27 protein-coding genes are annotated in these 25,849 nt (G+C 59.8%); 8 read left to right on the top strand and 19 right to left on the bottom strand.

Going from position 1 to position 25,849, the window contains the following annotated elements:
- Positions 1 to 100: 100 nt before the first annotated feature.
- The 4 genes from AC0J6G_RS07010 (at position 101) to AC0J6G_RS06995 (ending at position 2,350) form a co-directional block, all read left to right on the top strand.
- On the top strand, positions 101 to 1,180 hold the full coding sequence (locus tag AC0J6G_RS07010; protein ID WP_475252558.1) for a patatin-like phospholipase domain-containing protein: 1,080 nt from the start codon (positions 101 to 103) through the stop codon (positions 1,178 to 1,180).
- A 284-nt stretch (positions 1,181 to 1,464) separates the two neighbouring features.
- The gene (locus AC0J6G_RS07005; protein WP_475252556.1) at positions 1,465 to 1,734 is read left to right on the top strand and encodes a hypothetical protein; all 270 of its coding nucleotides are present in this window, start codon (positions 1,465 to 1,467) and stop codon (positions 1,732 to 1,734) included.
- A gap of 118 nt (positions 1,735 to 1,852) precedes the next feature.
- The gene (locus tag AC0J6G_RS07000) at positions 1,853 to 2,080 is read left to right on the top strand and encodes a DUF1272 domain-containing protein (protein ID WP_475252554.1); all 228 of its coding nucleotides are present in this window, start codon (positions 1,853 to 1,855) and stop codon (positions 2,078 to 2,080) included.
- Positions 2,081 to 2,134: 54 nt separating this feature from the next.
- Positions 2,135 to 2,350 carry a DUF2970 domain-containing protein gene (locus AC0J6G_RS06995; RefSeq protein ID WP_475252552.1) on the top strand — a complete coding sequence of 72 codons (216 nt, stop codon included), beginning with the start codon at positions 2,135 to 2,137 and terminating at the stop codon, positions 2,348 to 2,350.
- A gap of 1 nt (position 2,351) precedes the next feature.
- Here the strand turns inward: AC0J6G_RS06995 and AC0J6G_RS06990 are convergent, their stop codons facing one another.
- Positions 2,352 to 3,464 (bottom strand): ABC transporter substrate-binding protein, encoded by a 1,113-nt coding sequence (locus AC0J6G_RS06990; protein ID WP_475252550.1) that lies wholly within the window; start codon positions 3,462 to 3,464, stop codon positions 2,352 to 2,354.
- A 145-nt stretch (positions 3,465 to 3,609) separates the two neighbouring features.
- On the opposite strand from AC0J6G_RS06990, the gene pnuC reads away from it, so the two are divergent.
- Both pnuC and AC0J6G_RS06980 read left to right on the top strand, forming a co-directional pair.
- Positions 3,610 to 4,176, top strand: a complete 567-nt coding sequence (gene pnuC, locus AC0J6G_RS06985) for a nicotinamide riboside transporter PnuC (protein ID WP_475252548.1) — start codon at positions 3,610 to 3,612, stop codon at positions 4,174 to 4,176.
- Positions 4,173 to 4,724: an AAA family ATPase gene (locus tag AC0J6G_RS06980; protein ID WP_475252546.1), complete on the top strand. Its 552-nt coding sequence runs from the start codon at positions 4,173 to 4,175 to the stop codon at positions 4,722 to 4,724. Before pnuC ends, AC0J6G_RS06980 begins: the two co-directional genes overlap by 4 nt.
- Here the strand turns inward: AC0J6G_RS06980 and AC0J6G_RS06975 are convergent.
- Positions 4,692 to 5,159, bottom strand: coding sequence for a DUF3429 domain-containing protein (locus AC0J6G_RS06975; RefSeq protein ID WP_475252544.1), 468 nt, complete (start codon positions 5,157 to 5,159; stop codon positions 4,692 to 4,694). The two genes, AC0J6G_RS06980 and AC0J6G_RS06975, sit on opposite strands and share 33 nt — an antisense overlap.
- Before the next feature lie 250 nt (positions 5,160 to 5,409).
- Here AC0J6G_RS06975 and queD point away from each other — a divergent pair, with 250 nt between their 5' ends.
- A complete protein-coding gene (gene queD / locus AC0J6G_RS06970; protein ID WP_090241991.1) occupies positions 5,410 to 5,766 on the top strand; it encodes a 6-carboxytetrahydropterin synthase QueD in 357 nt (118 codons plus the stop codon).
- Between the two features lie 123 nt (positions 5,767 to 5,889).
- On the opposite strand, the gene ligA is transcribed toward queD, so the two are convergent.
- The 4 genes from ligA to AC0J6G_RS06950 form a co-directional block, all read right to left on the bottom strand.
- On the bottom strand, positions 5,890 to 8,259 hold the full coding sequence (gene ligA / locus AC0J6G_RS06965) for an NAD-dependent DNA ligase LigA (RefSeq protein ID WP_475252541.1): 2,370 nt from the start codon (positions 8,257 to 8,259) through the stop codon (positions 5,890 to 5,892).
- Positions 8,260 to 8,320: 61 nt separating this feature from the next.
- Positions 8,321 to 9,142: a cell division protein ZipA gene (zipA, locus tag AC0J6G_RS06960; protein WP_475252539.1), complete on the bottom strand. Its 822-nt coding sequence runs from the start codon at positions 9,140 to 9,142 to the stop codon at positions 8,321 to 8,323.
- A gap of 182 nt (positions 9,143 to 9,324) precedes the next feature.
- A complete protein-coding gene (smc, locus tag AC0J6G_RS06955; protein WP_475252537.1) occupies positions 9,325 to 12,813 on the bottom strand; it encodes a chromosome segregation protein SMC in 3,489 nt (1,162 codons plus the stop codon).
- An 11-nt stretch (positions 12,814 to 12,824) separates the two neighbouring features.
- Positions 12,825 to 13,484 carry a GntR family transcriptional regulator gene (locus AC0J6G_RS06950; protein WP_475252535.1) on the bottom strand — a complete coding sequence of 220 codons (660 nt, stop codon included), beginning with the start codon at positions 13,482 to 13,484 and terminating at the stop codon, positions 12,825 to 12,827.
- A 250-nt stretch (positions 13,485 to 13,734) separates the two neighbouring features.
- Between AC0J6G_RS06950 and AC0J6G_RS06945 the strand changes: the two genes are divergently transcribed.
- Entirely contained in the window at positions 13,735 to 14,874 is a 1,140-nt protein-coding gene (locus AC0J6G_RS06945) for an alkane 1-monooxygenase (RefSeq protein WP_475252533.1), read from the top strand.
- Between the two features lie 47 nt (positions 14,875 to 14,921).
- Here the strand turns inward: AC0J6G_RS06945 and AC0J6G_RS06940 are convergent, their stop codons facing one another.
- The 13 genes from AC0J6G_RS06940 to cobO all read right to left on the bottom strand — a co-directional run bounded on the left by AC0J6G_RS06940 (position 14,922) and on the right by cobO (position 25,831).
- Positions 14,922 to 15,473 (bottom strand): glutathione peroxidase, encoded by a 552-nt coding sequence (locus AC0J6G_RS06940; protein ID WP_475252531.1) that lies wholly within the window; start codon positions 15,471 to 15,473, stop codon positions 14,922 to 14,924.
- A 40-nt stretch (positions 15,474 to 15,513) separates the two neighbouring features.
- Complete coding sequence (locus tag AC0J6G_RS06935; RefSeq protein ID WP_475252529.1) at positions 15,514 to 15,639, bottom strand: hypothetical protein; 126 nt, start codon at positions 15,637 to 15,639, stop codon at positions 15,514 to 15,516.
- A complete protein-coding gene (locus tag AC0J6G_RS06930) occupies positions 15,636 to 16,844 on the bottom strand; it encodes an MFS transporter (protein ID WP_475252527.1) in 1,209 nt (402 codons plus the stop codon). The genes AC0J6G_RS06935 and AC0J6G_RS06930 overlap by 4 nt, the downstream gene beginning before the upstream one ends.
- Positions 16,845 to 16,972: 128 nt before the next feature.
- A complete protein-coding gene (locus AC0J6G_RS06925; protein WP_475252525.1) occupies positions 16,973 to 17,698 on the bottom strand; it encodes an adenosylcobinamide-GDP ribazoletransferase in 726 nt (241 codons plus the stop codon).
- Positions 17,695 to 18,270 carry an alpha-ribazole phosphatase family protein gene (cobC, locus tag AC0J6G_RS06920; RefSeq protein WP_475252523.1) on the bottom strand — a complete coding sequence of 192 codons (576 nt, stop codon included), beginning with the start codon at positions 18,268 to 18,270 and terminating at the stop codon, positions 17,695 to 17,697. The genes AC0J6G_RS06925 and cobC overlap by 4 nt, the downstream gene beginning before the upstream one ends.
- Positions 18,267 to 19,322, bottom strand: a complete 1,056-nt coding sequence (gene cobT, locus AC0J6G_RS06915) for a nicotinate-nucleotide--dimethylbenzimidazole phosphoribosyltransferase (protein WP_475252521.1) — start codon at positions 19,320 to 19,322, stop codon at positions 18,267 to 18,269. Before cobT ends, cobC begins: the two co-directional genes overlap by 4 nt.
- The gene (gene cobU / locus AC0J6G_RS06910) at positions 19,319 to 19,840 is read right to left on the bottom strand and encodes a bifunctional adenosylcobinamide kinase/adenosylcobinamide-phosphate guanylyltransferase (protein ID WP_475252519.1); all 522 of its coding nucleotides are present in this window, start codon (positions 19,838 to 19,840) and stop codon (positions 19,319 to 19,321) included. The genes cobT and cobU overlap by 4 nt, the downstream gene beginning before the upstream one ends.
- 87 nt (positions 19,841 to 19,927) lie before the next feature.
- Entirely contained in the window at positions 19,928 to 21,376 is a 1,449-nt protein-coding gene (locus AC0J6G_RS06905; protein WP_475252517.1) for a cobyric acid synthase, read from the bottom strand.
- Positions 21,376 to 22,365: a threonine-phosphate decarboxylase CobD gene (gene cobD / locus AC0J6G_RS06900; protein WP_475252515.1), complete on the bottom strand. Its 990-nt coding sequence runs from the start codon at positions 22,363 to 22,365 to the stop codon at positions 21,376 to 21,378. Before cobD ends, AC0J6G_RS06905 begins: the two co-directional genes overlap by 1 nt.
- Positions 22,358 to 23,266, bottom strand: a complete 909-nt coding sequence (cbiB, locus tag AC0J6G_RS06895) for an adenosylcobinamide-phosphate synthase CbiB (protein ID WP_475252513.1) — start codon at positions 23,264 to 23,266, stop codon at positions 22,358 to 22,360. The genes cobD and cbiB overlap by 8 nt, the downstream gene beginning before the upstream one ends.
- Complete coding sequence (bluB, locus tag AC0J6G_RS06890; RefSeq protein WP_475253635.1) at positions 23,263 to 23,916, bottom strand: 5,6-dimethylbenzimidazole synthase; 654 nt, start codon at positions 23,914 to 23,916, stop codon at positions 23,263 to 23,265. Before bluB ends, cbiB begins: the two co-directional genes overlap by 4 nt.
- Entirely contained in the window at positions 23,907 to 25,220 is a 1,314-nt protein-coding gene (locus AC0J6G_RS06885) for a cobyrinate a,c-diamide synthase (RefSeq protein ID WP_475252511.1), read from the bottom strand. Before AC0J6G_RS06885 ends, bluB begins: the two co-directional genes overlap by 10 nt.
- Positions 25,220 to 25,831, bottom strand: a complete 612-nt coding sequence (cobO, locus tag AC0J6G_RS06880) for a cob(I)yrinic acid a,c-diamide adenosyltransferase (protein ID WP_475252509.1) — start codon at positions 25,829 to 25,831, stop codon at positions 25,220 to 25,222. The genes AC0J6G_RS06885 and cobO overlap by 1 nt, the downstream gene beginning before the upstream one ends.
- Between the last annotated feature and the right edge of the window lie 18 nt (positions 25,832 to 25,849).

Below are 25,849 nucleotides of genomic sequence, written 5' to 3'. Positions count from 1 at the left end.
CCAATTCACCTCAGGCATGCCTGCATCATTCATGGGCTGAAGTTACTTGGCCTGAGCACAGAGCACTTTATAATCGCGGCCCTGCGCAATGGAGGCCAATATGAGTGCGATAGTCATCAAGTCCCCTGCCCTGACAATTAAAGCAGGCAAGCGCGCCCTTGTACGCATTCGCGAGCAGGGCCTACAACCGGGCGATGTTGGTATTTTGCCGGGTGCAGCAGGGGGACCAAAGGCCTTGGGCATTCAGGGATTGGACCTGGCCTTGTTCGGCGACTGGCTGCAACGTACGCCTCGCGAGCGTTCATTGATTGGCGCCTCCATTGGTTCCTGGCGCTTCGCCAGTGCTTGCCTGCCGGATGCCGCGGCCGGCATTCGCCGCCTTGGCGAGCTTTATACCTCACAGCGGTTTGCCAAAGGCGTGAGCATGGCGCAGGTGTCCAGCAGCTGCAGCCTGATGCTCGACCAACTGCTGGGTAACGACGCCGCCAGCATTCTCAGTAATTCGTATTACCGCTTGAATATCGTCGTGGTGAAAAGCCATGGCTTGCTCCAGCACGATCATCGCGGCGCACTGGGCTTGGGACTGTCTTCGGTGATTGGCAGCAACCTGCTGGGCCGCCCACGCCTGGCTAAGCACTTTGAACGGGTGATTCTGCACGATGCCCGCCTGGCGCCGCCGCTGGGCGCGCTTAGCGACTTTCCGTCGCGCTGCCTGCAACTCGACAGCGGCAATTTACGCCATGCGTTGCTGGCCTCAGGCTCCATCCCGATGATCATGCAAGGGGTGCGCGATATTCCCGGTGCCGGCCCTGGCACTTACCGCGATGGCGGTCTACTCGACTATCACCTCGACCTGCCGTACAGCGGCGAAGACATTGTGCTCTACCCGCACTTCACCGATAAGGTCATCCCCGGCTGGTTCGACAAAGGCATGCCCTGGCGCCGTGGCGATGCGGGTCGCCTGCAGGATGTGTTGCTGCTGGCTCCTTCGCGCGATTATTTGGCGCGCCTGCCGCACGGCAAACTCCCAGACCGTAAGGACTTCAGCCGTTACCTGGGCGATGACGCCGGCCGTGAGCGTTATTGGCGCAAAGCCATGAGTGAGAGCCAGCGCCTCGGCGATGAGTTTCTTGAGCTGGTTGAGAGCGGCCGTCTCGGTGAGCGCCTACAGGCACTTTAAATTATCGAGGGTGCGCAGGTTTCGATGCAGGCGCTCCCTTCCAAAGCCGGATTGCAAATCCGTCAGCACCTATTACTGGCGGTGTGCAAGCATTCTTGGCTCAGTGTTTTCGCCTTACTTCTCTGCTTGCGCCGATAAAACTGTGATTTATCGGACAATTTCTTGCATTTTTCGGCCGACATGTGACTTAACGGTCAGCATCGCTCATCAACAGCTATGACTGGCAAGCGTGAATCCACCGTTTGCTCTTGTGTATTTGGGATCACCTCGGAGAAACCGACCCCATGAACGCACCGCTGCGTTTTAATGAAGCCCTGCTGATTGCTGACCGTGCTTTTCAACCGTTCCAATGTGTCGCCTGGGCCCCGCAAGACGGCACTGGCAACCTCAGCCTGAGCGTAATTGATCGCACCAACACTCGCGTGCTGGGCCGTACTCAGTTGTCCAGCAGCGTTTACAGCGACCCGGTGCAATTTGCCGACCTGCTCAAAAATTCCCGTGAGCAACTCTGCCAGCAAGGCTTTACTTTGGACGCGTGGAGCATGCCGGAGTAAATCGCTGCCACTCCAAGGGCTCTGAGCCACCAGCCACTCATCCTAATCAGAGCCCCTTTTGCTGCTCCCGCGCGTTAGCGTTTATGCTCAACAGACTCGCCCTACCCTGGAGTCTGCCATGCTGCAAGTACGCCCCAACTGTGAACGCTGTGGCCGTGACCTGCCTGCAGACTCAGTGGATGCACTGATTTGTTCATTCGAATGCACGTTTTGCCGTGAGTGCGCCGAGCAGACCCTCTTGGGCGCCTGCCCGAACTGTAGCGGAGAGTTGCTGCAACGCCCGCGCCGACCGGCCGCGAAACTGTTGCAGTACCCAGCGTCCACCGTGCGCGTCAACAAGCCCTGAACCCTGGCATTGATCGCTGCAGCAGCTACGCTGTGCAGGCAGGAGGATCGCGCAATGGACGAAGAGCAAAACAAGCCACTGACGCTTTGGGAAATGCTGCAAAGCGTATTGAGTGCGGCACTTGGCGTACAAAGCGGTAAGAATCGTGCACGCGACTTCTCGCGCGGCAAACCCAGCCACTTCATTATTCTGGGTGTGCTATTTACTGCCGTATTTGTGCTGGTGATTTTCACTGTCGTCAAACTGGTGCTGCACTTCGCAGGCGTCTGAATTACTGCAAAAACGCCTTGATGGAAAACGCGTAATCCTTGATCTGCGGGCGGTATACCGCGCTGAATTGACGGAAGTCCAGTGCATAACCCGGCAGTTTAAGCCGCCGTTGCATCTGCGCGGCCTGCTGCGCATCCAGCATGCTAAACAACTGGTCGACTCTATCCTTGCCACCGCGCGCGGCAAAATCCAGCCCGGCGTGGTAGTCATGCAGCATCACCATGGCCCAACCCCCCAAGGTGAAATGCCCGCCAACAAGCACGGAAATTTTGCCGTCAATGCGCGCCTGTAAGACTTCATCTGAGTTATTCAGCGCAGCTAGGTAAATGTCTTTACCGGGTTGTCTGCCCAACTCCTGCGCGGCCTGCATCACGCCAAAGGCCATTTCATCATTACTCGCCCACACCAGCTGTGCGTCGGGATAGCGCGGCAGCATCAATTGCGCCTGTTCATAAGCGCGCTGGCGCAACCAGTGCCCATATAGAATCTGTTGCAGCTTTACCTCGGGATGCTCACGCAAAGCGCGCCGCAGCCCGTCTTCTCGCAGCGTGGACGAGGGTGTGTAGCGCACGCCGGCAAAAGCCAGCAGGCTGCCGGGTTTACCGTCCAGCTTGGCGATCAGCGCCTTAGCCATCGAGTAGCCCGCTTGCTCATCGTTGGGAACCAGGCTGCCGATCCAGTTGCGGTACTGCCCGCGCGAACCACCCACCATCTGTTGTTGCTCAGGTGTCAGGGTGCTGTGCAGGGAAAACAGCTTGATTGGACTGTCGGCAAACAGCCTTAGCAGTTCTGGCGCGGTATACATTTCGTTGACGAATAGCAGATAGTCCGGCTTCTTTTCGCGCCTCAGCACGCCCCGGGCCTTCTCCAGCAGCTGCTGCGGATTGCGCTCGCCATAGATGACCTCTAACTGCATGCCCAAATCATCCGCCGCCGCCTGCATAAATGCGCTGTAACCCGTCCAGAAAGGCTCGTCAGAGAATCCTGGGTTGAGGAATACCACCGACGCCGGCAGCGTGTTCGCCGCACGTGCACTGGCTGCGACCGCTTGAGTGACGGGGGAAACAATTAACCAGCACAGTGCAGCAATAACCGCGAAAACAGACCTAGACACAGCACAGCTCCTGAAGGGGAGCGAAGTATATCGGCAAAATCCTGGCGATTAGCCATCTATCCGACATGTGCCATCAGGCTGCAAGACTCAGCACCGTGCAGTCGCTACAATCGCCGCCCACGTCCTTTCGCTTACCGGAATTTTTATGTCGCCCCTGGAAATCGTCGCGTCAGCCATTGGCGTATGGGCCGTCTGGTTAACCGTGCGGCAGAACCGCTGGTGTTGGCCGCTGGGCTTGCTGATGGTGCTGATGTACGCCTGGATTTTTTATGACGGCAAGCTGTATTCGAACATGCTGCTGCAGGGCGTTTATGCCGTGCTGCAAGGCTACGGCTGGTGGCAATGGACACGGGGGGGCAGTAGCCATTGCGGGGTACAGGTCAGCCGATTAACGCTTCAGGGGATACTGATCAGCCTTGCCGTGGGCGCAGTCGGTGCGCTGATACTCGGTTACCTGATGGCAACTTTCACCGACGCGACTGCACCCTGGCAGGATGCAGCGCTCAGCGCTTTTAGCCTGGTGGCCCAGGTATGGATGGCGCAAAAACGGGTTGAATGCTGGCCCCTATGGATTGCCCTAGATCTACTGTTTGTCGGCCTATTTGTACAACAAGGCCTCTACCCAACGGCAGCGCTGTATGGCGTCTTTACGTTGCTGGCGGTACACGGCTGGCTAACCTGGCGACATGATCGCGGCCTGGTTAACGCATGAAAGTGCTCGTGCTTACCGGCCCGGAGTCCAGCGGTAAAAGCTGGCTGGCTGGGCAGATCCAGGCAACCTTTGGTGGGCAGTTAGTTGGCGAGTACGTGCGCCACTTTATTGAGCGTGAACAGCGTGACACCTGTTATGCCGATATCAGCACCATTGCACAAGGCCAACTAGCCTGGGAAGACCAGGCCAGGGCAGCAGCCCCCGAGCTGCTGATTCTCGACACCCATTTGTTGAGTAACCTGCTCTGGAGTCGAGCGTTGTTTAGCGACTGCCCGGCCTGGATTGAACAAGCGCTACTTGACCGTGACTACCACCTACACCTGCTGCTCAATCCGGTGGATGTTCCCTGGATCGATGATGGACAGCGCTGCCAGCCCGAATTAGCTCAACGGCTGGCCTTCTATCAGCACTGCGAGCATTGGTTGCGCTTACACCAACAGCCGCTGCAGTGCATTCAGGGCGACTGGGTGCAACGGCGTGAGCAAGCGCTGGTGACGGTGGAGCGTTGGTTTAACTCAGTGCAGCAGCACACTGGCCCAGGCCAGTAGCAAGCTCAGGCACACAACAATCGTCAACGGCCGGCGCAGGCTGGGGTACCACTGCGGCGCCAAACCCAGTTTGACCGCGCGTAGATCTGCCGCATACAAACCGCCAAAGGCCAACAAACACAGCGGCAAGGCCAGCCCAATCGGCATGCCGCTACTGATCGCCAACCAGCCCAACAATGGCGGCACGACAGACAACCCAAGCTGCAACTGAGCTGGCTCATTCGCATTCTCTGCGCGCATGGCCAAGCCCCAGTGAATCGCACCCATGAAGGCCAGAATCACTGCGGCATAATCCAGCAGCGCCGTCAGCACCACCACCCGCCAGCCTTCTGGGGTGATCCAAATACCCAAAGCCCCGCTTACAAAAGGCACCAGACCGGCATAACCGAGCAGCAGCGCCAATTTAGGCGGATGCGGCGCGTCAAATGGATGCATGTAGTCACTCCTGTTGATCAATCCTGAATAAACCGTACTTTACGGCCATGCTCGGGGGCAATAGAAGGAGATTCCTCTTTTGGGCCGCTAATGGCTGCGCGCCATGGACCACTGCAATTTGTAGCGAGGCGGCAAACAGCCATAAAGCACGATGCAATTCTGCGCAGCGCTCGGTTAACCGCGCTTGAGCTGGTAACATTCGCTCCTTGTTAAGCGCGCTGTTGGCCGCCGACCACCTGAGAGAAAGACCGTGGAATTGTTCAAAGAGTTTATGTTCGAGGCCGCGCATCGCTTGCCTCACGTCCCTGAAGGCCATAAGTGCGGCCGTCTGCATGGCCACTCCTTCAAGGTGGCGGTGTATATCGAAGGTGAAGTTGATCCCTATACCGGCTGGATTCGCGATTTCTCTGAGATCAAAGCGATTTTCAAGCCGCTCTATGAGCAACTTGACCACAACTACTTGAACGATATCCCTGGCCTGGAAAACCCCACCAGCGAAGTGCTAGCCAAGTGGATCTGGCAGCAACTCAAGCCGCTGCTGCCTGAGCTGTCACGTATTCGTATCCACGAAACCTGCACCAGTGGCTGTGAGTACCGCGGCGATTGATCACCGCGGCGGATACCTGCTTGAGCACACTAGGCAAGCCTATTTAACCGACTCACCGTCAATCTAAGCGCGTACTCAATTACGGATCTGCCCTAAAGCCTGTTTGGGGCAGGTCGCCACGCGTTAAAGGCCAAAGCCTGCCAGTGTTTGTAAAAACTGCGACTCATCCATTACCTGCAGACCCAGCTCACTGGCTTTTGCCAGTTTTGAGCCAGCGCCTGGGCCCGCTACCACGCAGCTGGTTTTCGCGGATACCGAACCAGCCACCTTAGCCCCCAGGCTTTCTAGTTTCTCTTTGGCGACATCACGACTCATCATCTCCAAGCTGCCGGTCAGCACCCAGGTCTGCCCAGCCAGCGGCAGGCCTTCAATAACTTTCTTTTCGCTGTGCCAGTGCATGCCAAAGGCTTGCAACTGAGCCTCAATAGCACGCGCCCGCTCGGCATTGGCGGCACTATCGAAAAACTCACGCACCGCCTTGGCTTGTTTCTCGGGCAGGGTTTGCCGCATGTCCAGCCAGTCTGCTGTCAATATCGCGTCCAGGCTGGTGAATTTATCCGCCAGCTTTTGCGCACCGCCAGGCCCAACAGAGGGGATATGCAGCTTGTCGAGCATGCCCGCCAGCGTGGCGCTGGCACTGAACTCAGCACTCAGCTCGCCCTGCTCCTGTAATTGCAGCCCGCACTCGTCGCCGCTCAGTAAGGCCGCTATCACCTGTTGGTTATGGCTGTCTGCGAAGAAGCTGTGAATCTCGTGCGCCACTTCCAAGCCGATATCCGGTAGATAAGTCAGCACTTCCGGCAGGGCTTGTTGCACGCGCTCTAGGGAGGCCAACGAGCGGGCCAGCACCTTGGCGGTCTCTTCCCCTACATCGGGTATACCGAGGGCGTAGATAAAGCGCGCCAGGGTCGGCTGCTTGCTGTTAGCGATGGCCTGCAGCAGCTTGTTGCTGGACACCTCGGCAAAGCCTTCCAGGTTGATGACCTGCTCGTAGGTCAGCCTATAGAGATCGGCCGGTGAGGCAATTAGCTGCTCATCAACCAGCTGCTCAATCGTCTTGTCGCCCAAGCCTTCAATATCCATGGCGCGGCGCGAAACAAAGTGGATGATTGCCTGCTTGAGCTGCGCCGCGCAGGCCAAGCGACCCACACAGCGATACACCGAGCCTGCACTGAAGGTTTCCTTGCCCTTGCTGCGTTTGACCAATTGGGTGCGTTCAACGTGGGAGCCGCACACCGGGCAGCGCTCGGGAATCTGCACAGGCTTGGCATCCACTGAGCGGCGCTCAAGCACCACTTGCACTACCTGCGGAATCACATCGCCCGCGCGGCGGATGACTACCGTATCGCCGATCATCACCCCCAGGCGAGCCACTTCATCCATGTTGTGCAGCGTGGCATTGGACACCGTAACGCCCGCTACCTTAACCGGCTTCAAGCGCGCTACCGGGGTGACCGCACCGGTGCGGCCCACCTGAAACTCCACATCCAGCAGTTCGGTCAATTCTTCCAGCGCGGGGAATTTGTGGGCAATCGCCCAACGCGGCTCGCGGGCCCTAAACCCCAGCTCACGCTGATAGGCGAGGTTGTTGACCTTGAACACCACCCCATCAATCTCATAGGCCAGTGAATCACGGCGCTCGCCAATATCGCGGTAATACGCCAGGCATTCATCCACTCCGTTAGCCCGCTTCAATTCACGACTGATCGGCATCCCCCAATGCTTCAAGGCTTCAAGAATGCCGATATGCGTCTGCGGTAACTCGCCCTGCACCTGGCCGATGCCATAGCAGCAGAACTCCAGCGGTCGGCTGGCAGTAATTTTCGAATCCAGCTGACGCAGGCTGCCCGCAGCGGCATTGCGCGGGTTGGCAAAGGTTTTGCCGCCCTGCTCCAACTGCCGCGCATTCAGCGCTTCAAAACCGGCCTTGGACATAAAGACTTCGCCCCGCACTTCAAGTACGGCTGGCCAGCCATCACCCTGCAGTTTTAACGGCACATTACGGATGGTGCGCACGTTGACACTGATGTCCTCACCGGTGCTGCCGTCCCCGCGAGTCGCGCCGCGCACCAGCAAACCATCGCGGTACAACAGGCTGACAGCCAAGCCATCAAGCTTGGGCTCGCAGCTGTACTCGACCTCAGCACCGCCGCCAAACAAATCGCCCGCAGGTAGATCAAGCCCCTCACGCACGCGCCGGTCGAAATCCAACAAATCAGCTTCTTCGAAAGCATTACCCAGACTGAGCATCGGCACTTCGTGCTTGATCTCGCCAAAAGCTGAAAGCGCCAGGCTGCCCACACGCTGGGTGGGGGAATCGGCGGTGACCAGCGCCGGATACTGCGCCTCAAGGGCTTTCAGTTCATGAAACAGACGGTCATATTCGGCGTCAGGAATACTCGGCTCATCGAGAACGTGATAGCGGTAGTTATGTCCATCCAGCTCGGCGCGCAGTTGCAAAATGCGCTGGGCGGCAATAGTGGCGTCAGTCATTGCAGTGTGCTCTCAAACGAAAAGAGCAGCCTTGGCTGCTCTTTCTACTTCACGGGTTAATTCAGCGTTTATTGGTCAGTTGCTTGCGCTCATATTCAACAATGCGCTGACGATAATGCTCGATGGTTTGCGCGGTCATCACGCTACGCTGGTCATCTTTCAACTCACCACCCAGTTCATGGGCCAGTTTGCGTGCAGCCGCCACCATCACATCAAAAGCTTGTTTGGGATGACGCGGGCCAGGTAACCCCAGGAAGAAGCTCACGGCGCGGGTGCTGAAACCTTCAATATCGTCGAGATCAAAGGTGCCAGGTTTCAACGCATTGGCCATGGAGAACAGCACTTCGCCATTACCCGCCATGCTTTCGTGGCGGTGGAAAATGTCCATCTCACCAAAACGCAAACCGCTTTCCAAAATATTCTGTAATAACGCCGGACCCTTGAAGCCTTCTTCATCACGGGCGATGACATTGATCACCAATACTTCTTCCACTGGCGGCAATTCTTTGAGGCTTTCTTTGTCTGGGTTATAGGCTTTAACCGGCTCATCACCAACCGGATTGAGCAGAGTTGGCACAGGCTCTTCTTGGCCCAGATTAAGGTCACCTTGATGCGGTTCACTGCTACGACGCGTCAACTCACGAGCGCTTAACGACGGCAGGTCTTGTTCATCGAAAGCCGGATCATGATCGCGATCAACAACCCGGGGACGACTGAGCAATTCAGGCGCGCTGTCGTCATCCGGCAGGTTGGCGAAACTGCGATCAAGTTTGAACTTAAGCTTGCCCTTACCACCGCGCATCCGCCGCCAGCCATCAAATAGAATGCCAGCAATCACAATAATGCCGATGACTATCAGCCATTCGCGCAGACCGAATTCCATGAAATACCTTAACCCCTAAAATAAAAATGTGATGAAAAGGCCATCCTAGGCCATTTTACTAATTCTATTAACCACGCCAAGTCTATGTTCCGACAGGCCTTTCCCTGCCTTTAGCGGTCACACCCAATAACGATGCGCATTAAGCTAGCACGACGAAAGATAACTTTACACCGCCTCACGCATCACGACTCCACTAACGTCAGCGCTTCTTCTACATCCACTGCTACCAAACGCGAACATCCGGGTTCATGCATGGTCACGCCCATCAACTGATCGGCCATTTCCATGGCGATTTTATTGTGGGTGATATAGATAAATTGCACCGTTTCCGACATCTCTTTTACCAGCCGCGCATAGCGCCCGACGTTGGCGTCATCCAGCGGTGCATCCACCTCATCGAGCATGCAAAACGGAGCAGGGTTGAGCTTAAAGATGGCAAATACCAGGGCCAATGCCGTCAGCGCCTTTTCCCCACCAGAGAGCAAATGAATAGTGCTGTTTTTCTTGCCCGGCGGACGCGCCATAATGGTTACGCCGGTATCCAGCAAGTCTTCACCGGTCAGTTCCAGATAAGCGTTGCCGCCACCGAAGACTTTCGGGAATAGCGCTTGTAGGCCACCGTTAATCTGATCGAAAGTTTCTTTGAAGCGATTGCGGGTTTCCTTGTCGATCTTGCGAATCACGTTTTCCAAGGTATCCAGCGCCTCTACCAAGTCAGCGTTTTGCGCATCTAAGTAACGCTTACGCTCGGATTGCTGCTGGTACTCGTCAATGGCTGCTAGGTTGATCGGCCCCAGGCGCTGGATACGAGCAGCCAGGCGCTCCAGCTCATCTTCCCAAGCCTTCTCGTTGGCCTCTGCAGGTAAGGTCGCTAAAACGCCATGCAAATCGTAATTGTCTTCCAGTAGCTGATCCTGCAACGCCTTGCGCCGCACGGTCAGCGACTGCCAGTCCATACGCTGTTGTTCCAGCTGGCCGCGCAACAACTGTGCCTGCTGCTCGGCCTGGGTACGGCGTTTTTCTGCGTCACGCAGTTCGCGGTCGGCATCTTCCAAGGCCAGACGCGCCAGCTTGAGTTCGTCTTCCACCGCCATGCGCTTGTCGAGCTGTTCTTCGAGCTTCATGCGCAGCTCTTCCAGTGGCGCTTCGCCCTCCTCCAGATTGAGGTTGAGCTGCTCGCGTTTCTCATGCAGACGCTCGGCCTGCAGTTCCAGGCGTTCCAGGGCCTGGCGAGTGGAGTCATATTGGGCTTTCAGCGAACCCAGACGCACTGCCAACTGGTGGGCATGATCCTTGTGCTGGCGGGCTTCCTGGCGCACGCGATCGAGGCGTTCACGCAGGCTGTCGCGGCGGGCCAGCAGGCTTTCGCGTTGCTCGTTGTCGGTCGCCATGGCATCCAGAGCATCCTGCAGTTGCAGACGCGACTCACCCAGCTGCTCATGCTCGATTTCGCGTTGTTCGCCCAACTCCAGCAGCTCGCTGTCCAGGCGGGTACGCCGCAGTATCAGCTGCTCGACTTTAGCCTGGCCGGCAGACAGCTGAGCCTTCAACTCACCAAGGCGACGGGCAAGGTCCTGCGCTTGGCGGCGCTGCTGCTCGCGTTGTTCTTCCTGAGCGCGCTGGTTTTCACGCAAATGCGTTAACCGCTCATCCAGCACAGCCAGCGCCGCTTCGCGCTCATCGCGCTCAATGCTCAGCCGCTCGATCTCCTGACCACGGGCCAGCACACCGCTTTCCGCTTCACTGGCGCGGCGCACGCGCAAAAAGTGCCGGCCGACCCAGTAGCCATCACGACTGATCAGGCTTTCGCCTTCGGCCAGGCTCAAGCGCGCGGCCAGGGCTTCATCCAGGCTCTGCACTGGCTTGACCTTGGCCAGCCAGGGGGCCAGATCGACACTGGCCTCAACCTTGTCCAGCAAACTGCCAGCCACCCGCGCGCCGCCCTTGTTCGGGCTGGCCAGACGCAGGTCGCCCTGGGTCAGGTCGGCAAAATCCAGCCCCTGGAAATCATCCAGCAGCACAGCCTGCAAGTCGGCACCTAGCACGGTTTCCACCGCCAGTTCCCAGCCGGCTTCAACCCGCAGGCCTTCAGCCAGGCGCGGGCGTTCGCTCAGTTGCTGCTCGCGCAACCAGTCGCCAGCGCCTTTACCAGGGTCAAGCGCTGCTTGCTGCAGCGCTTCCAACGAAGCCAGGCGGCCATTCAGGCGTTGCAACTCGCCTTGTGCCTGCTGCTGGGCCTGGCCGCTGTGCTGCAGATCATTACGCAGCTGCTGCAGACGCTCGGCCTGCTGCTCTTCTTCCAGCTGCAGGTCTTCCTGGCTGATTTCGCCGGCGGCAATCTGCTCGCTCAATTCGATAATCGCCGCATCTTCCGGGTCGGCGGCCAGTTGCTGCAGCTCATCATTAAGACGGCGCTGACGCTCGGCCAGGCGCTCCAGACTCTGTTCCAGCTGGGCGATGCGTGATTGCTGCACCTCGGCCTGACGCCGTGGTTCGGCACTGCGCTGGTTGAAGCTGTCCCACTGCTCCTGCCAGCCCTGCATCGCCGTTTCGGATTCTTCCAGCCAGGCGGCGGACTCTTCGGCTGCCGCAGCTGTCATTTCCTGCTCGGGTTCAAGCATGGCCAGTTCTTCACCCAGGGTCGCCAGCAGCGTGCGGTCGTGGCCAAGGTGCGATTCGGTTTCCAGGCGCGCGCGCTCGGCTTCGTTGAAGTCATCCTGTAGCTGACGCAGGCGCTGCTGACCGTGTTGGATGCTCTGCTCGATGCGGGCGATATCACCACCCACCGAGTAGAAACGCCCCTGCACCAAGTTGAAACGCTCGCTCAGCTCATGGTGGCCATCGCGCAGGCGCTCGATACTGGCATCGGCATTACGTTGCTCGGCCACAAGCGCTTCGAAGCTGACTTCCTGATTGCTGATCACCGCTTCGCGGCTACCCACCTGCTCATTCAGCGCCTGCCAGCGCAAGGCAGTGAGCTGAGCCTTGAGCTGACGCTCCTCGGCCTTGTATTCCTGGTACTTCTCCGCCGACTGAGCCTGGCGGTGCAAGCGGTCGAGCTGGCGCTCCAGCTCTTCGCGCAGGTCGGTCAGGCGCGCCAGGTTTTCATGGGTGCGGCGGATGCGGTTTTCGGTCTCGCGGCGGCGCTCCTTGTACTTGGAGATGCCGGCGGCTTCTTCGATAAAGTTACGCAGGTCTTCCGGCTTGGCTTCGATCAATTTGCTGATCATGCCCTGCTCGATAATCGAGTAACTGCGCGGGCCCAGGCCAGTGCCGAGGAAGATGTCGGTGATGTCACGGCGGCGGCATTTGGTGCCGTTAAGGAAATAGGTGTTCTGGCTGTCACGGGTGACCCGGCGGCGGATCGAAATTTCGTTGTAGCCAGCGTATTCGCCGGTCAGGGTGCCGTCGGAGTTGTCGAATATCAGCTCGATGGACGCCTGAGTCACCGGCTTGCGCGTATTCGAGCCGTTGAAGATGACGTCGGTCATCGACTCGCCACGCAGGTTCTTCGCCGAACTCTCGCCCATCACCCAACGCACGGCGTCGATGATGTTCGACTTGCCGCAGCCGTTAGGCCCAACCACTGCCGCCATATTGCTGGGGAAGGTGACCGTGGTGGGATCGACGAAGGATTTAAACCCCGCGAGCTTGATGCACTTAAGCCGCATGCAGCGTTCCCTTAGGCCTCGGCCAGTGCAGCCAGCACCAGCTGACAATTGTGCTCGCCGTAGCCCAGCAACACCTCACGGATGGCCTGGTGGTCACGGGCGATGATGGCCTGCAGCAAGGCTGCAAAGGTACTCAGAAACTGGACCATCTCACCTTTGCGCCGCTCCAACGCCAAGTGATACGTGCGGCTGATGGCCGGGAGCAGGTTCTCTACGGTGTCCTGCAAATAAGGATTATTGGCGAACGGAAAGGCGGCACGCATGATATCGAAACTGGCCTGTACGAAGCCGTGGATATCCTCGCGCTGCAGGCTTTCTTGCAAACGCTGCTGAATAACTAGGAACGGCCCGAGATCCGCCTCATCGTGCCAGCTATCAGCCACCGCCTTGCCCAGCAGGATGTACAGCTCCATCACCAGGGCATAGAGGCTGGTAACGTTGTGCGGCGTGAGCTCGGCCACCTGCGCGCCACGGCGCGGCGGAATCACGATCAAATGGCGACGCTCAAGAATCAACAACGCCTCACGCACTGAACCGCGGCTGACATTTAACGCCTGGGTAACTTTTTGCTCCTGAATCCGCTCGCACGCCTTTAACTCACCACGAATGATGCGTTCAGCAAGGTAGTGGGCGATCTGCTCAGCGAGGCTATCCGGTGCCTTGAACGTCATGATGATCCTTAGGCGCTATGTAACCTAATTAGGTAGGCAAACGAGGTTGGCATAAAGCGGTTTCAGCCCCGCTAGGCGGGCGCTGTGGGCTGCTGCGCGGGGCGCGAGTGTATCACAGGGCCTGGCAGGGCAAAGACTGGCTGAACATGGCTTTCAGCACAATAAGTGGCCTGCAAAGGCGTAGACATTGCGGATTATTGTCCTACAATCAGTCAATCATTCCTACCAGTAAACACAAACCGGAGCCACCATGTTCGAGCGCCTGCCCTCCAATTGGATGCTTGCCATAAAAAGCATCGGCTACTGGTTTTGGTTGATCCCCGTATTGGGTATCCCCATGAGCTATAACGCGTCGCTAAACAGCCATTACAGCAACGCCTGGCCGTGGCTGGTGGTGTTTGTGGTGTTCGGGATCATTCCGCTGCTGGACGTTGTCATCGGCCGAGATCCAGCTAACCCTGACGAGGCCGTGCAGGTGCCACGCATGGAACAACAGGCTTACTACCGCTTGTTGAGCCTGGCCGCTGTGCCCGCCCTTCTCGGCATGCTGGGCTGGGCCGGCTGGGTATTTGTAAACCACGAAGCCTGGAACTGGGTGGGCCGCTTGGGCTGGTTACTGTCGGTTGGCACCGTTACGGGCTCGATAGGCATCACCGTAGCCCATGAGTTGATACATAAAGACCCGCAGCTGGAACAAAATGCCGGCGGTTTGATGCTGGCCGCCGTCTGCTATGGCGGCTTCAAGATTGAGCATGTACGCGGCCATCACGTCCATGTATCGACGCCACAAGATGCCAGCTCCTCCCGCTATGGCCAGGGCCTTTATGCTTTTTTGCCGCACGCATATCTGCACAACTTTCTTAACGCCTGGAAGCTTGAAGCGCAGCGGTTGCAACGCAAAAACCTGCCCGCCCTGCATTGGCGTAATGAACTGATTGCCTGGTACAGCATCAGCGCCACATTTTTGCTTGGCTTCAGCTTGGCGTTTGGCTGGCTCGGCGCGCTGTTCTTTCTCGGCCAATCATTTGTCGCGTTTACCCTGCTGGAAATCGTCAACTATGTGGAACATTACGGCTTACATCGACGCAAGCTTGACGATGGCCGCTACGAGCGCACCAACCCTACGCATTCATGGAACAGCAACTTCCTCCTGACCAACCTGTTTCTCTTTCACCTGCAGCGCCATTCTGACCACCACGCATATGCCAAGCGCCGCTACCAGGTGCTGCGCCATTTCGACGACAGTCCGCAGTTGCCCAACGGCTATGCCGGCATGATCGTTCTAGCGCTGTTCCCGCCATTGTGGCGTGCCGTTATGGACCCACGCGTGCGTACCTATTACGCCGGTGAAGAACACCAGCTGAGCGCGTCGCAACAGACGCGCCCTTGAGCGCAGCGGTATGGATTTACGGCGGACTTATGAACCAGGTGGCGTAATCAACGCTGTGAGGCTATCGCCTGCTCAACAGCGGCTAGCAGTGCCGGATCATCAGGTGTGGTCGTGCTGGTGAAGCTGGCTACGACCTGGCCTTGTGCATCGACAACGTACTTGGAAAAGTTCCAGCGTGGCGCTTCGCTTTGAGCGGCCAACATCTTGAACAACGGCACTGCATTGGCGCCACTGACATGCTGGGTCTCAGTCATCGCAAAGGTCACGCCGTAATTGACGTAGCACACCTTGGCAGTTTCTTCGCTGCTGTCGGCCTCTTGGCGAAAATCATCCGAAGGCACACCGAGCACCTGCAGGCCCTGATCCTTATAGCGCTGATAAAGCGCTTCAAGGCCTTTGAACTGCGGGGTAAAGCCGCAGAAGCTGGCTGTATTCACCACGACGAGCGGCTTGCCCGCGAACGTTTTGCACAGGTCGATACGCTCCTGGCTGCGCAGTTTCTGCAACTCGCCTTGCAACAGCGCCGGGCACTCAGCGGCCTGCACCGAACCCGCCCAGGCACCCAGCATCACAACAACCAGCAGAGAAGAACGCCACATAGGAATCACCTTGATTGAGTAAGCAAAACCGAGCTGCGCGTTAGCACACACCCAAACCCAGCTGTAGAAACGCCAAGCCGCTTTGCAGCCAGCCCCACCAGGCCAGGCCCAGGAGCAGCATACCGACCATTACCAACGCAGTACTCACGCCATAGTCCGTATTCATACCCTCGCCTCTTGTTGTTGCAAGCGTGCCACCGGCTGTTCACGCACGGGCCAATTCAGCGCCGCGGCCAGCAGGCTGAGCAGCACGGCAATCTGCCAGACCCGATCATAACTGCCGGTTTGGTCATACAGGTAGCCGCCCATCCAGCCGCCGAGAAAAGCGCCGAGCTGATGGAAGAGAAACACGATACCGCCCAGCATCGACAGGTTACGCACCCCAAACAGCGTAGCCACCGTGCCATTGGTCAGCGGCACCGTTGACAGCCACAGCAAGCCCATGGCGACACCGAAAGCGTAAGCACTCCAGACCGTCAGAGGGGTCAGGATAAATGCCGCAATCACCACTGCACGGGCCAGGTATAAAGCGCTGAGCAGTCGCGGTTTGGACATTCGCCCTCCCAGCAAGCCAGCAATGTAGGTGCCGAAAATATTAAACAGCCCCACCAGTGCCAAAACCGTGGTGCCTACTAGGGCCGGTAGATGTTGATCGACCAGATAGGCTGGCAGGTGCACGCCAATAAACACCACCTGAAAACCGCAAACAAAAAAGCCCAAGCCCAACAGCCAGAACCCCGAGTGCCCGCAGGCTTCTCGCAGCGCCTGCGTCAGGGTTTGCTCCGGGCCGGTATGTGCTAACGGGGTGTCCTTGAGCATGGCTGCCAACGGCAGGATAAATGCCACCAGAAAGCCCAGTGCCAGCAACGCCAACGACCAGCCCAGCCAGCTGAGCAACCCCAGCGTGCCGGGCAACATAACGAACTGACCGAAGGACCCTGCCGCTGCCGCAATGCCCATGGCCATGCTGCGTTTTTCCATCGGCACCGCGCGGCCTACCGCACCGAGAATCACCGAGAATGAAGTACCGGACAATCCGAGACCGATTAAAACCCCAGCACTCAGCGACAGGCTCAGTGGCGAATCGGCCAAGCCCATGCAACCTAGGCCGATGGCATACAGAATGCCGCCGACAATCACCGTGCTGCGGGCGCCGAAGCGATCAGCCAGCGCACCGGTAAATGGCTGAGTCAGGCCCCAGATCAGATTCTGCAAGGCGATGGCGAAGGCGAACACTTCACGCCCCCAACCGAACTCGGCGCTCATCGGCGGCAAGAACAAACCAAAGCCGTGACGGATACCCAGCGACAGCGCGAGAATCAGCGATGCCCCCAGCAGAATCCACAGGCTGCTGCGCCCGATTGTCTTCATCCAAACTCCCTTTAACACGTTCTACCGCTTGATCATCCCCCGCCAGGTTGAGCCTTGGCCGCGCGCCAAGCAAGACGACTATCGGCTACTCGCGGTGCGCGGCAAGGGTCACAGCGTCAGCGCCAGGGCTAGCAGGCCAAGGCAACCAGCACCGCGCATTCGGCCAACTCCAGCAGCGCACCGGCGGTATCTCCCGTGGTGCCGCCCAGGCGTTTAAGCATCAGGCCACGCAACCAGAGGAAAACGCTGCCCGCCACCAGCAGCGCAAGCAACGCCGCCCAGCCCAGCAGCAGCATTGCCAACACATGCGCGGCTAACACCCAGGGCAGCTGCCGGCGCGGCAGGTGTTCAGCGAGCGCTTGCCCCAGCCCCCCCGCACGCACATAAGGCGTGGTGAGAAACAGCAGCGGCAATAGGCTACGCGCCAGCCAAGGCACTAACAGCAGCAACAGCCCGCTGCCGTTCTCCAGCAAAACCACCAAGGCCGCGAACTTGAGCAGCAGCAGTAAAACCAGCACCACCACCGCAATGGGGCCACTGCGAGGGTCTTTCATGATGCTGAGGGTGCGTTCCTTATCACCCAAGCCGCCCACCCAGGCATCGGCACTGTCGGCCAGGCCATCGAGGTGCAGCCCGCCGCTGATACCGACCCACAACGCCAGCAGCAGCGCCGATTGCAACAGCACAGCGACCTCACTCAACAGAAACTGTGCGGCGAGCAGCAGCACGCCGATCAACAGCCCTACCAGCGGATAAAACAGCAGCGAGCGGCCATTCTGCTCAGGTGTCGGCATGCCGGCTAAGGTCACCGGCAGCCGGGTGAGGAACTGCAGGGCAATCCACCAAGGCGTCATACCATCTCCCGCAGTACACCTTGATGATCCAGGCACAGCTTAAAGCGCTCGGCATGACCGACCACCACCTGCAGCAGATCGTTACGCGGCAAGCCGCGTGCGCGCGCCAATAGCAGACGGATCACCCCACCATGGGTGACCAGCAGCAAACGCTCGCCGGCATGACGGGCTTGCAAGCGTTGTAACGCAGCCAGTATTCGCGCTTCAAACGCTACCAGCGGCTCGCCCTCGGGCGGAGTAAAGCCGTAGGGATCGCTCCAGAAACGGCCAAGCTCTGCAGCGCTGGTTTGCATCAGGTCGGCCGTATTGCAACCTTCCCACAGGCCAAAATGCAGCTCTTGCAGATCAGGCTCCAGGCTCAGTGGCACGCAATGTTGTGCCGCCAGCTCTTCAGCAAACCGTGCGCAGCGCTGCAAGGGTGAGCTGATCAGCCGATCCCAACGGCTGCCGTCGGCGACCGCTGCGCGCAGCTGCGCCCAGCCTGTTTCGGTCAGCGCATCGTCGAGGCTACCGCGCAGGCCGCCACCGAGCTCGGTTTCACCGTGGCGCAGTAATTCCAGATAGACCGTCATAGCGGCCGATCGGCTACAGCCGCCTCGGCAAAGGTGGCCATCTCGTTGTGCAGGCTGCAGGCCAGTTGCAGCAGCGGTACGGCCAGGGCAGCACCACTGCCCTCACCCAAACGCAGGCCCAGGTCAAGCAGCGGCTCGGCCTGCAGCGCCTTGAGCACACGCTGATGGCCCGGTTCAGCACCGCTGTGGGCAAACAACAGCCAGTCACGACAAGCCGGATTCAGACGCACGGCCAACAACGCGGCAACGCTGCAGATAAAACCATCGACCAGGACCGTAATCCCCTGCTGCGCACAGGCCAGATAAGCGCCACTGAGGGCTGCTATCTCGAAACCGCCCAGGCGCTGCAGAATATCGATGGGCTCGCTGATCGCCGGGCGATGCAGCTCCAGCGCGAGCTCGATGACCTCGGCTTTGTGCGCCACACCTGCGCGGTCCAGGCCAGTGCCTGGGCCGACCAGGTCCACCGCAGGGCATTCCAACAGCAGGCAAGCCATGGCCGTGGCCGCCGTGGTATTGCCGATGCCCATCTCGCCGCCGATAAACAGCTGGCTGCCGGCTTCACGGGCGCGCTGCACACTGGCTTGGCCGACATCCAGGGCCATCAGCATCTGCACGGCAGTCATCGCCGGGCCTTGGGCGAAGTTCGCTGTGCCCTCACCGATATGTAGATGACGCACACCGCGCAGCGGCTCCACTGCGACGGCAGTGCCGAGGTCGATCACGTCCAGCGTCGCGCCGAGCTGCTTGGCCAATACGCTGATCGCCGCGCCGCCGCTAACAAAGTTGCGCAACATTTGCCCGGTCACGGCCTGGGGGAACGCCGATATGCCCTCGGCGACCACACCATGGTCACCGGCAAAAATGCTGATCCACAGCCGCTCAAGCTGCGGCCTAGCGCTTCCCTGCATGGCCGCCAAGTCAATGGCCAGCTGCTCCAGCTGGCCGAGCGAGCCTGCGGGTTTGGTCAGCTGTTGCTGGCGCGCTTGAGCGTTGCTGCGCGCCGCACTATCCAGCGCCTGACAGCTCTGCTGCCACCATTGCTCAGTCATAACGCTCCCCCTTTAAGAACCATCGGCAAACCCGCCACGGTAAACACCACACGCTCACAACGCTCGGCCAATGACTGATGCAGCCAGCCGGCTTCATCGACAAAACGGCGGGTCAGCTCGCCCAGCGGCACCACACCCAGACCGGTTTCATTGCTCACCAGAATAATCCGCCCCGGCAAACCACTCAGGCACTCCAGCAAGGCCTCACGCTCGGCGCTTAGGCGCGACAAGTCATCGAGCATTAACAAGTTGGTCAGCCACAGGGTCAGGCAATCAACCAGCAAGCACTTATCCGCAGCGGCTTGTTCACGCAGCACCTGCGCCAGGGCCAGAGGCTCTTCCACCAACCCCCAATGCAGCGGGCGGCGCTCGCGGTGATGCTGAATACGGGCATTCATCTCGCCGTCCAACGGCTGACTGGTGGCGATATAGGTCACGGCCAAGCCGGATTCAGCCGCCAGGCGCTCTGCCAAACGACTTTTGCCAGACCGTGCACCGCCGAGTATCAATTCATGCATGGTTCACCTTGGCTCACTGTGAGTGGAGGTCGCTTTTTACATCCACCACCCGGCCGCAAAAGGTGGATCGGTAGAGCGTGATCCGCCCTAAAGGCCACATAGCGTTCGCAGTTTTGTCGTATCCAGATGCGCCTCGACCAGATCGGCCAAACGCTCGATGTCACGCTCACGCAGGGCGTGGTAATCCACCTGCTGCACCTCGCGTAGCCCGGCCCAACGCAACAAGGCGCTGCACGCCTCTGGGGTTTCAAATAGACCGTGCAGGTAGGTGCCGAGCACCTGGCCGTCCGCGCTCAGGCCACCATCGGCACGGCCATCGTCGAGTCGCACCGCCGCATTCAAACCTGGACCAGAGCTGACCCCAGCATGAATTTCATACCCGCTAACCGGAGCATTTTCCAGACATAGATGGCCACGCACATTACGCAGCTGCTTCTCCGGTTCCAGCACGGTGCTGAAATCCAGCAGCCCCAGCCCCGGACTTGAACCCGCCGCACCTTCCAGGCCATGCGGGTCTTCGATCTGGGTGCCGAGCATCTGCAGCCCGCCGCAGATACCCAGCAGCTTGCCGCCATAACGCAGGTGTTTGGCAATGGCCGCTGGCCAGCCGTGCTGACGGAGAAAAGCCAGATCGCTGCGCACGCTTTTCGAGCCAGGCAGGATAATCAGATCAGCTGGGGGAATCGCCTGACCCGGGCCGACAAAGGTCAGCTCGACCTGCGGGTGCAAGCGCAGCGGGTCGAAGTCTGTGTGGTTGCTGATGCGCGGCAACACCGGCACCACCACCTTGATCACCTCGGCCGCCTTGACGCTCTGGCGAATGTCGATGGCGTCTTCGGCTTCCAGATGGAAATCCATCAGGTAGGGCAATACGCCGAGCACCGGTTTGCCGGTGCGCTGCTCCAGCCAATCCAGCCCCGGCTGCAACAGGGCGATATCGCCGCGAAAGCGGTTAATTACAAAGCCCTGCACCCGCGCCTGCTCGCTTTCGGAGAGCAACGCCAAGGTGCCGACCAGATGGGCGAACACACCGCCTTTGTCGATATCAGCAATCAGAACCACCGGGCAGTCCACGGCTTCGGCAAAGCCCATATTGGCGATATCGCCAGCACGCAGATTGATCTCCGCTGGAGACCCGGCGCCCTCCACCATCACCACCGGGTAAGCCGCGCTCAGGCGTTGGTGCGACTGCAACACCGCCTGCATCGCCACCTTTTTGTAGTCGTGATAGGCCACGGCATTCATGCTGCAGACCGCGCGGCCATGAATGATCACCTGAGCACCGGTGTCGCTATTAGGCTTGAGCAGCACCGGGTTCATGTCGGTATGCGGCGCCAGCCCAGCGGCTTGGGCCTGCACCGCCTGGGCGCGGCCGATCTCGCCGCCATCGGCCGTGACGGCCGAATTGAGCGCCATATTCTGTGGTTTAAACGGCACCACGCTCACGCCCTGGCGCTTAAGCCAGCGGCATAACGCGGTTACCAAGGTGCTTTTGCCGGCATCCGAGGTGGTGCCCTGCACCATCAAAGTGGTCATTAGGATTCCTTGGCAAAGGCTGCGAGGGCCTGCTGTAAACGCTGCCAACCGACCTCATCTGCCGGCAGCCCAAAACGCAGGCTTAGCGGGCTGGCAAACAGCCGGGTAAGGATGCCCTGCGCGGCAAGAAACTCATGCAACTCGGTGGCATTGGGCGTGCAGCAGAACTGAAACAGCGCGCAGCCACCCGTGGGAGCAAACCCTTGCGCGCTGAGTAACGCGGCCAGCCGCTCACCATCAACTAACAAGCGCTCACGCTGCACACGCTGGCCCGCGTGATCCTGCAGCAACGCGGTGGCCACCACCCGGCTTGGCCCACTGATTGCCCAGGGCCCAAGCAGCTCAGCCAGTTGTTCCAGCACGGCCGGCTGGGCCAACACAAAGCCCAAGCGAATACCGGCCAAACCGAAGAACTTGCCGAACGAGCGCAATACGATCAGCCCTGGCCGCTCGCTAAAGGCCGCCAAACTGAATTCGGGGGTGCAATCGATAAAGGCTTCATCCACCACCAGCCAGCCGCCGCGTTCGGCCAGTCGTGCGTGCCAGTCCAACAAACGCTGGGGTTCGATACGCCGCCCGGTTGGATTATTGGGATTAACCAGTAGCAGCACATCCAAGCGCTCCAGCGCCCGCTCGATGCCGCCTTCGCTGAGCTCTAGCAAACGATGGCCTTCACGCTGCCAGGCAGCGGCGTGTTCGGCATAAGCAGGCGAAACGATGCCGACCGTGACGTTGCGCAGCAACCGCGGCAGCGCCTGAATCGCCGCCTGGGAGCCGGCCACCGGCAGCAGGTTGCTGACACCGTAGTAATCGCGGGCAGCGATTTCCAGGCCATCGTGCTGCTCGGGCAGGCGTGTCCAGGCACTCGCTGCAATCGCGGGCAGCGGCCAACCGTAAGGCGCGATGCCCGTTGAAAGATCGAGCCATTCCGCCAGGGCAATGCCATAACGCAAAGATGCCGCGCGCAGGCGACCGCCATGTTCAAGCATAAAAAAGCCCCCAGAGAAGCAACAACGCTAACCACAACAGCACACCGGCGTTAACCAAATTGAGTGCCCGTTCGATATCGCGCGCCTTGGGCTGTGGCCCCGCACCCAGCTCAGGTCGTACATGCAACTCACCGTGATACTCCGCCGCGCCGCCTAGGCTAACGCCCAGCGCCCCGGCTCCAGCGGCCATGACCGGCCCCGCGTTCGGGCTGTCCCACACAGGTGCTTGCGTGCGCCAGCAGCGCAGCGCCAAGGCGGTTTTGCCGAGCAGCGCATACGTCAGGGCAACCAATCGGGCGGGCAGGTAATTAAGCCCATCATCGATCTTCGCAGCGGCCCAGCCGAAGCGCTCAAAGCGCTCGTTGCGGTAGCCCCACATGGCATCCAGGGTATTACTCAGGCGATACAGCACCACACCCGGCGCACCGGCAATCACAAACCAGAACATGGCGGCAAATACCGCATCGCTGCCGTTTTCCAGCACCGATTCAGTGCCCGCGCGGGCTACCCCGGTGGCATCCAACTGCGCAGTATTGCGGCTGACCATATAACCGACGCGCTCACGGGCCAGGCGCAAATCTCCCAAACGCAGCGCCTGGGCCACTGGCATGGCGTGCTCACCCAGACTGCGCAACCCGAGCGCCGCATACAGCGCAACAATCTCCACCGCCCAGCCCAACCCGCTGATCTGCGACAGCAGCCAGGTCAGCAGTGTCAGCGGCAATACCGCCAGGAACCAGGCGCTAACGCCGTGGCTGCGCCAACCGCCCCCCGCTGGGTTGAACCGCTGCTCAATGCGCTCAGCCAACTGCCCAAACGCCACTAACGGGTGCCACCCCTTGGACTCACCAAAGGCTGCATCCAGAGCAACCCCCGCACAGGTGCTCAGAACCAGGCTCATGTGTTGCCCCAGTGGTTTTCAAACAACAGTTCACTCAGTGGCCGCGGCGTGGCCCAACCTTCTTGCACCAACATTGGTGCGTCATAAAACGCTTCAACAGGCCCCAGGCATAGCACTGCCAGCGGTTTGCTGCCAGCTGGCATGCCGAGTAAATCCGCCAGCGCTTGCGGTTCGAATAGCGAAACCCAGCCAAGCCCTAAACCCTCGGCGCGGGCCGCCAGCCAGAGGTTTTGGATGGCGCAGGCCAGGGATGCCTGGTCCATTTCAGGCAAAGTGCGCCGGCCAAAGACGTGGGCCTCGCGCCCCTCCATCAGGGCCACCACCAACAGCTCGGCACAGTCGCGGATGCCCTCGACTTTCAGCCGCATAAATTCATCACTGCGCTCGCCCAACGCCTCGGCAGTACGCACACGTTCCTCTTCGACCAGGCCGTGAATCGACTCACGTAGAGCCGGGCGAGTGATGCGGATAAACCGCCAGGGCTGCATCAAGCCGACGCTGGGAGCCTGGTGCGCCGCTTCCAATAAGCGCGCAAGCAGCTCAGGGGCCACTTCACCGCCGCTGAAATGACGCATATCACGGCGCTCGGCGATGGCGCGATACACCGCAGCGCGCTCCGCCGGGCTGAAGGCGTGCTCACTCATAGCGATGCTCCGGGGTGGAATAGCGCGGCGGCGGCAGCCGGATCGGACGGCAAATAAAAGTGGATATAAGAAGCCGTCAGCCGGCCCTGGCGATAGACCGCCTCACGGGTGCGCTTGTAATTCGGGCATTCGCCACGGGTCAGTGGTTGCAGCTCGCTGCTGAGCGCCGAGTAATGGAAGCTGTGACCGCGCAGCAGCCCTTCCGGCAGCTCGGCCTGCTGCAAGGCCATGGCGGTCATGCGTGGTTGCAGAGTCGCCTCGCCGCTTAACAAGCCAAGCATCTGCCCACTGACGCCCTGCTTGTCGGTCAGTTTGTCGAGCAGATAAAGCATGCCGCCGCACTCGGCGTGGATCGGTTTACCGGCTTCATAATGGGCATGAATCGATGCGGCCATCAGTTGGTTGGCTTCAAGGCGGGCCAGGTGCAACTCCGGATAACCGCCAGGCAGGTACAGGCTGTCGACATCCGGCAACTGCTCATCGTTGAGCGGTGAAAAGAACTGCAAATCAGCGCCCAGCTCGCGTAGCAGGTCGAGATTAGCCTGATAGAGAAAGGCAAACGCGCTGTCGCGCGCCACGCCGATCCGCACCCCTTTAAGCAACGCTGTCGGTCGCGCCTGTTCCGGTGCGGCAAAGCTGACGGGCGGCGGCAAATCGGTATCCGCGCTGGCGGCCAACGCATCGGCGGCGGCGTCCAGGCGGGCATCCAGGTCAACCAACTCGCCCGCCTGCACCAGGCCCAAATGCCGGCTGGGTAAGCCGACTTCGGCGCTGCGCGGCAAGGCGCCATACCACCGGATCGAGGCTGGCAGTGCATCGCGCAATATCTCGCCATGCCGCACGCTGCCGACCCGGTTACCGAGTACGCCGGAAAACGGCAAATCGGGCTGAAACGTTGCCAGACCATGGGCCATAGCGCCAAAGGTCTGCGCCATGGCTGAGCCGTCGATCACCGCCAGCACCGGCACGCCAAAGTGCCGGGCCAGGTCGGCCGCCGATGGCGTGCCGTCGAACAAGCCCATGACCCCTTCAATCAAAATTAGATCAGCCTCACCGGCGGCCTCCCACAGCAAGCGGCGGCTTTCCGCTGTGCCGACCATCCACAGGTCAAGCTGATACACCGGCGCGCCGCTCGCGCGGGCGAGAATCATCGGGTCGAGAAAGTCGGGGCCGCACTTGAACACCCGCACCCGCTTGCCTTGGCGCGAGTGCAAGCGCGCCAAGGCAGCGGTGACCGTGGTTTTGCCCTGGCCGGAAGCCGGTGCGGCGATCAGTAGCGCTGGGCATGACCGCGCAAAGGACTGATTCATTAAAACTCGATTCCTTTCTGCGCCTTCACCCCGGCCTTGAACGCGTGCTTGACCAGGCTCATCTCGGTGACGGTATCTGCCGCGTCGATCATCCCCGGGAGCGCACCTCGACCGGTTACCACCACATGCTGCAGCAGCGGCCGCGCTTCAATATCAGCAAGAACCGCGTCAAGTTCCAGGTAGCCGTATTTCAACGCAATGTTCAGCTCATCGAGCACCACCAGGCCGATGGCCGGGTCGTTGAGCAGCTGCGCCGCCACCGCCCAGGCTTCGCAGGCCTTGTCGATATCGCGTTGGCGGTCCTGGGTTTCCCAGGTAAAGCCCTCGCCCATCACGTGGTAGCTGACCTCATCGGGAAAACGGCGGAAGAAAGCTTCTTCACCGGTGCTGGCTGCGCCCTTGATAAATTGCACCACGCCGACCTTGAGACCGTGGCCCAGCGCGCGGGCAACCATGCCAAAAGCGCTGCTGCTTTTGCCCTTGCCATTGCCGCTGTGCACCAGTAACAGGCCATATTCGTCCTGGGCTTGGGCGATTTTCTCGTCGATAAGGGCTTTCTTGCGGGCCATGCGCGCCTTATGCCGGGCGTCACGTTCAATCGATTCAGTCATCGCACTGCTCCACCGCCA

It is taken from the genome of Pseudomonas sp. TS_SC_3, from assembly GCF_056156225.1.
This window is presented reverse-complemented; position numbering and strand designations above follow the sequence as displayed.

Coding starts and splice junctions, on each gene's coding strand:
- AC0J6G_RS07000 (WP_475252554.1), top strand. CDS start 1,853: ATGCTGCAAGTACGCCCCAACTGTGAACGCTGTGGCCGTGACCTGCCT.
- cbiB (WP_475252513.1), bottom strand. CDS start 23,266: ATGAGCCTGGTTCTGAGCACCTGTGCGGGGGTTGCTCTGGATGCAGCC.
- cobO (WP_475252509.1), bottom strand. CDS start 25,831: ATGACTGAATCGATTGAACGTGACGCCCGGCATAAGGCGCGCATGGCC.
- AC0J6G_RS06885 (WP_475252511.1), bottom strand. CDS start 25,220: ATGAATCAGTCCTTTGCGCGGTCATGCCCAGCGCTACTGATCGCCGCA.
- AC0J6G_RS06930 (WP_475252527.1), bottom strand. CDS start 16,844: ATGAAGACAATCGGGCGCAGCAGCCTGTGGATTCTGCTGGGGGCATCG.
- AC0J6G_RS06980 (WP_475252546.1), top strand. CDS start 4,173: ATGAAAGTGCTCGTGCTTACCGGCCCGGAGTCCAGCGGTAAAAGCTGG.
- cobT (WP_475252521.1), bottom strand. CDS start 19,322: ATGACTGAGCAATGGTGGCAGCAGAGCTGTCAGGCGCTGGATAGTGCG.
- AC0J6G_RS06935 (WP_475252529.1), bottom strand. CDS start 15,639: ATGAATACGGACTATGGCGTGAGTACTGCGTTGGTAATGGTCGGTATG.
- ligA (WP_475252541.1), bottom strand. CDS start 8,259: ATGACTGACGCCACTATTGCCGCCCAGCGCATTTTGCAACTGCGCGCC.
- AC0J6G_RS06995 (WP_475252552.1), top strand. CDS start 2,135: ATGGACGAAGAGCAAAACAAGCCACTGACGCTTTGGGAAATGCTGCAA.
- AC0J6G_RS06975 (WP_475252544.1), bottom strand. CDS start 5,159: ATGCATCCATTTGACGCGCCGCATCCGCCTAAATTGGCGCTGCTGCTC.
- AC0J6G_RS07005 (WP_475252556.1), top strand. CDS start 1,465: ATGAACGCACCGCTGCGTTTTAATGAAGCCCTGCTGATTGCTGACCGT.
- AC0J6G_RS06950 (WP_475252535.1), bottom strand. CDS start 13,484: ATGACGTTCAAGGCACCGGATAGCCTCGCTGAGCAGATCGCCCACTAC.
- AC0J6G_RS06905 (WP_475252517.1), bottom strand. CDS start 21,376: ATGACCACTTTGATGGTGCAGGGCACCACCTCGGATGCCGGCAAAAGC.
- smc (WP_475252537.1), bottom strand. CDS start 12,813: ATGCGGCTTAAGTGCATCAAGCTCGCGGGGTTTAAATCCTTCGTCGAT.
- cobD (WP_475252515.1), bottom strand. CDS start 22,365: ATGCTTGAACATGGCGGTCGCCTGCGCGCGGCATCTTTGCGTTATGGC.
- cobU (WP_475252519.1), bottom strand. CDS start 19,840: ATGCATGAATTGATACTCGGCGGTGCACGGTCTGGCAAAAGTCGTTTG.
- pnuC (WP_475252548.1), top strand. CDS start 3,610: ATGTCGCCCCTGGAAATCGTCGCGTCAGCCATTGGCGTATGGGCCGTC.
- cobC (WP_475252523.1), bottom strand. CDS start 18,270: ATGACGGTCTATCTGGAATTACTGCGCCACGGTGAAACCGAGCTCGGT.
- AC0J6G_RS07010 (WP_475252558.1), top strand. CDS start 101: ATGAGTGCGATAGTCATCAAGTCCCCTGCCCTGACAATTAAAGCAGGC.
- AC0J6G_RS06945 (WP_475252533.1), top strand. CDS start 13,735: ATGTTCGAGCGCCTGCCCTCCAATTGGATGCTTGCCATAAAAAGCATC.
- zipA (WP_475252539.1), bottom strand. CDS start 9,142: ATGGAATTCGGTCTGCGCGAATGGCTGATAGTCATCGGCATTATTGTG.
- AC0J6G_RS06940 (WP_475252531.1), bottom strand. CDS start 15,473: ATGTGGCGTTCTTCTCTGCTGGTTGTTGTGATGCTGGGTGCCTGGGCG.
- AC0J6G_RS06925 (WP_475252525.1), bottom strand. CDS start 17,698: ATGACGCCTTGGTGGATTGCCCTGCAGTTCCTCACCCGGCTGCCGGTG.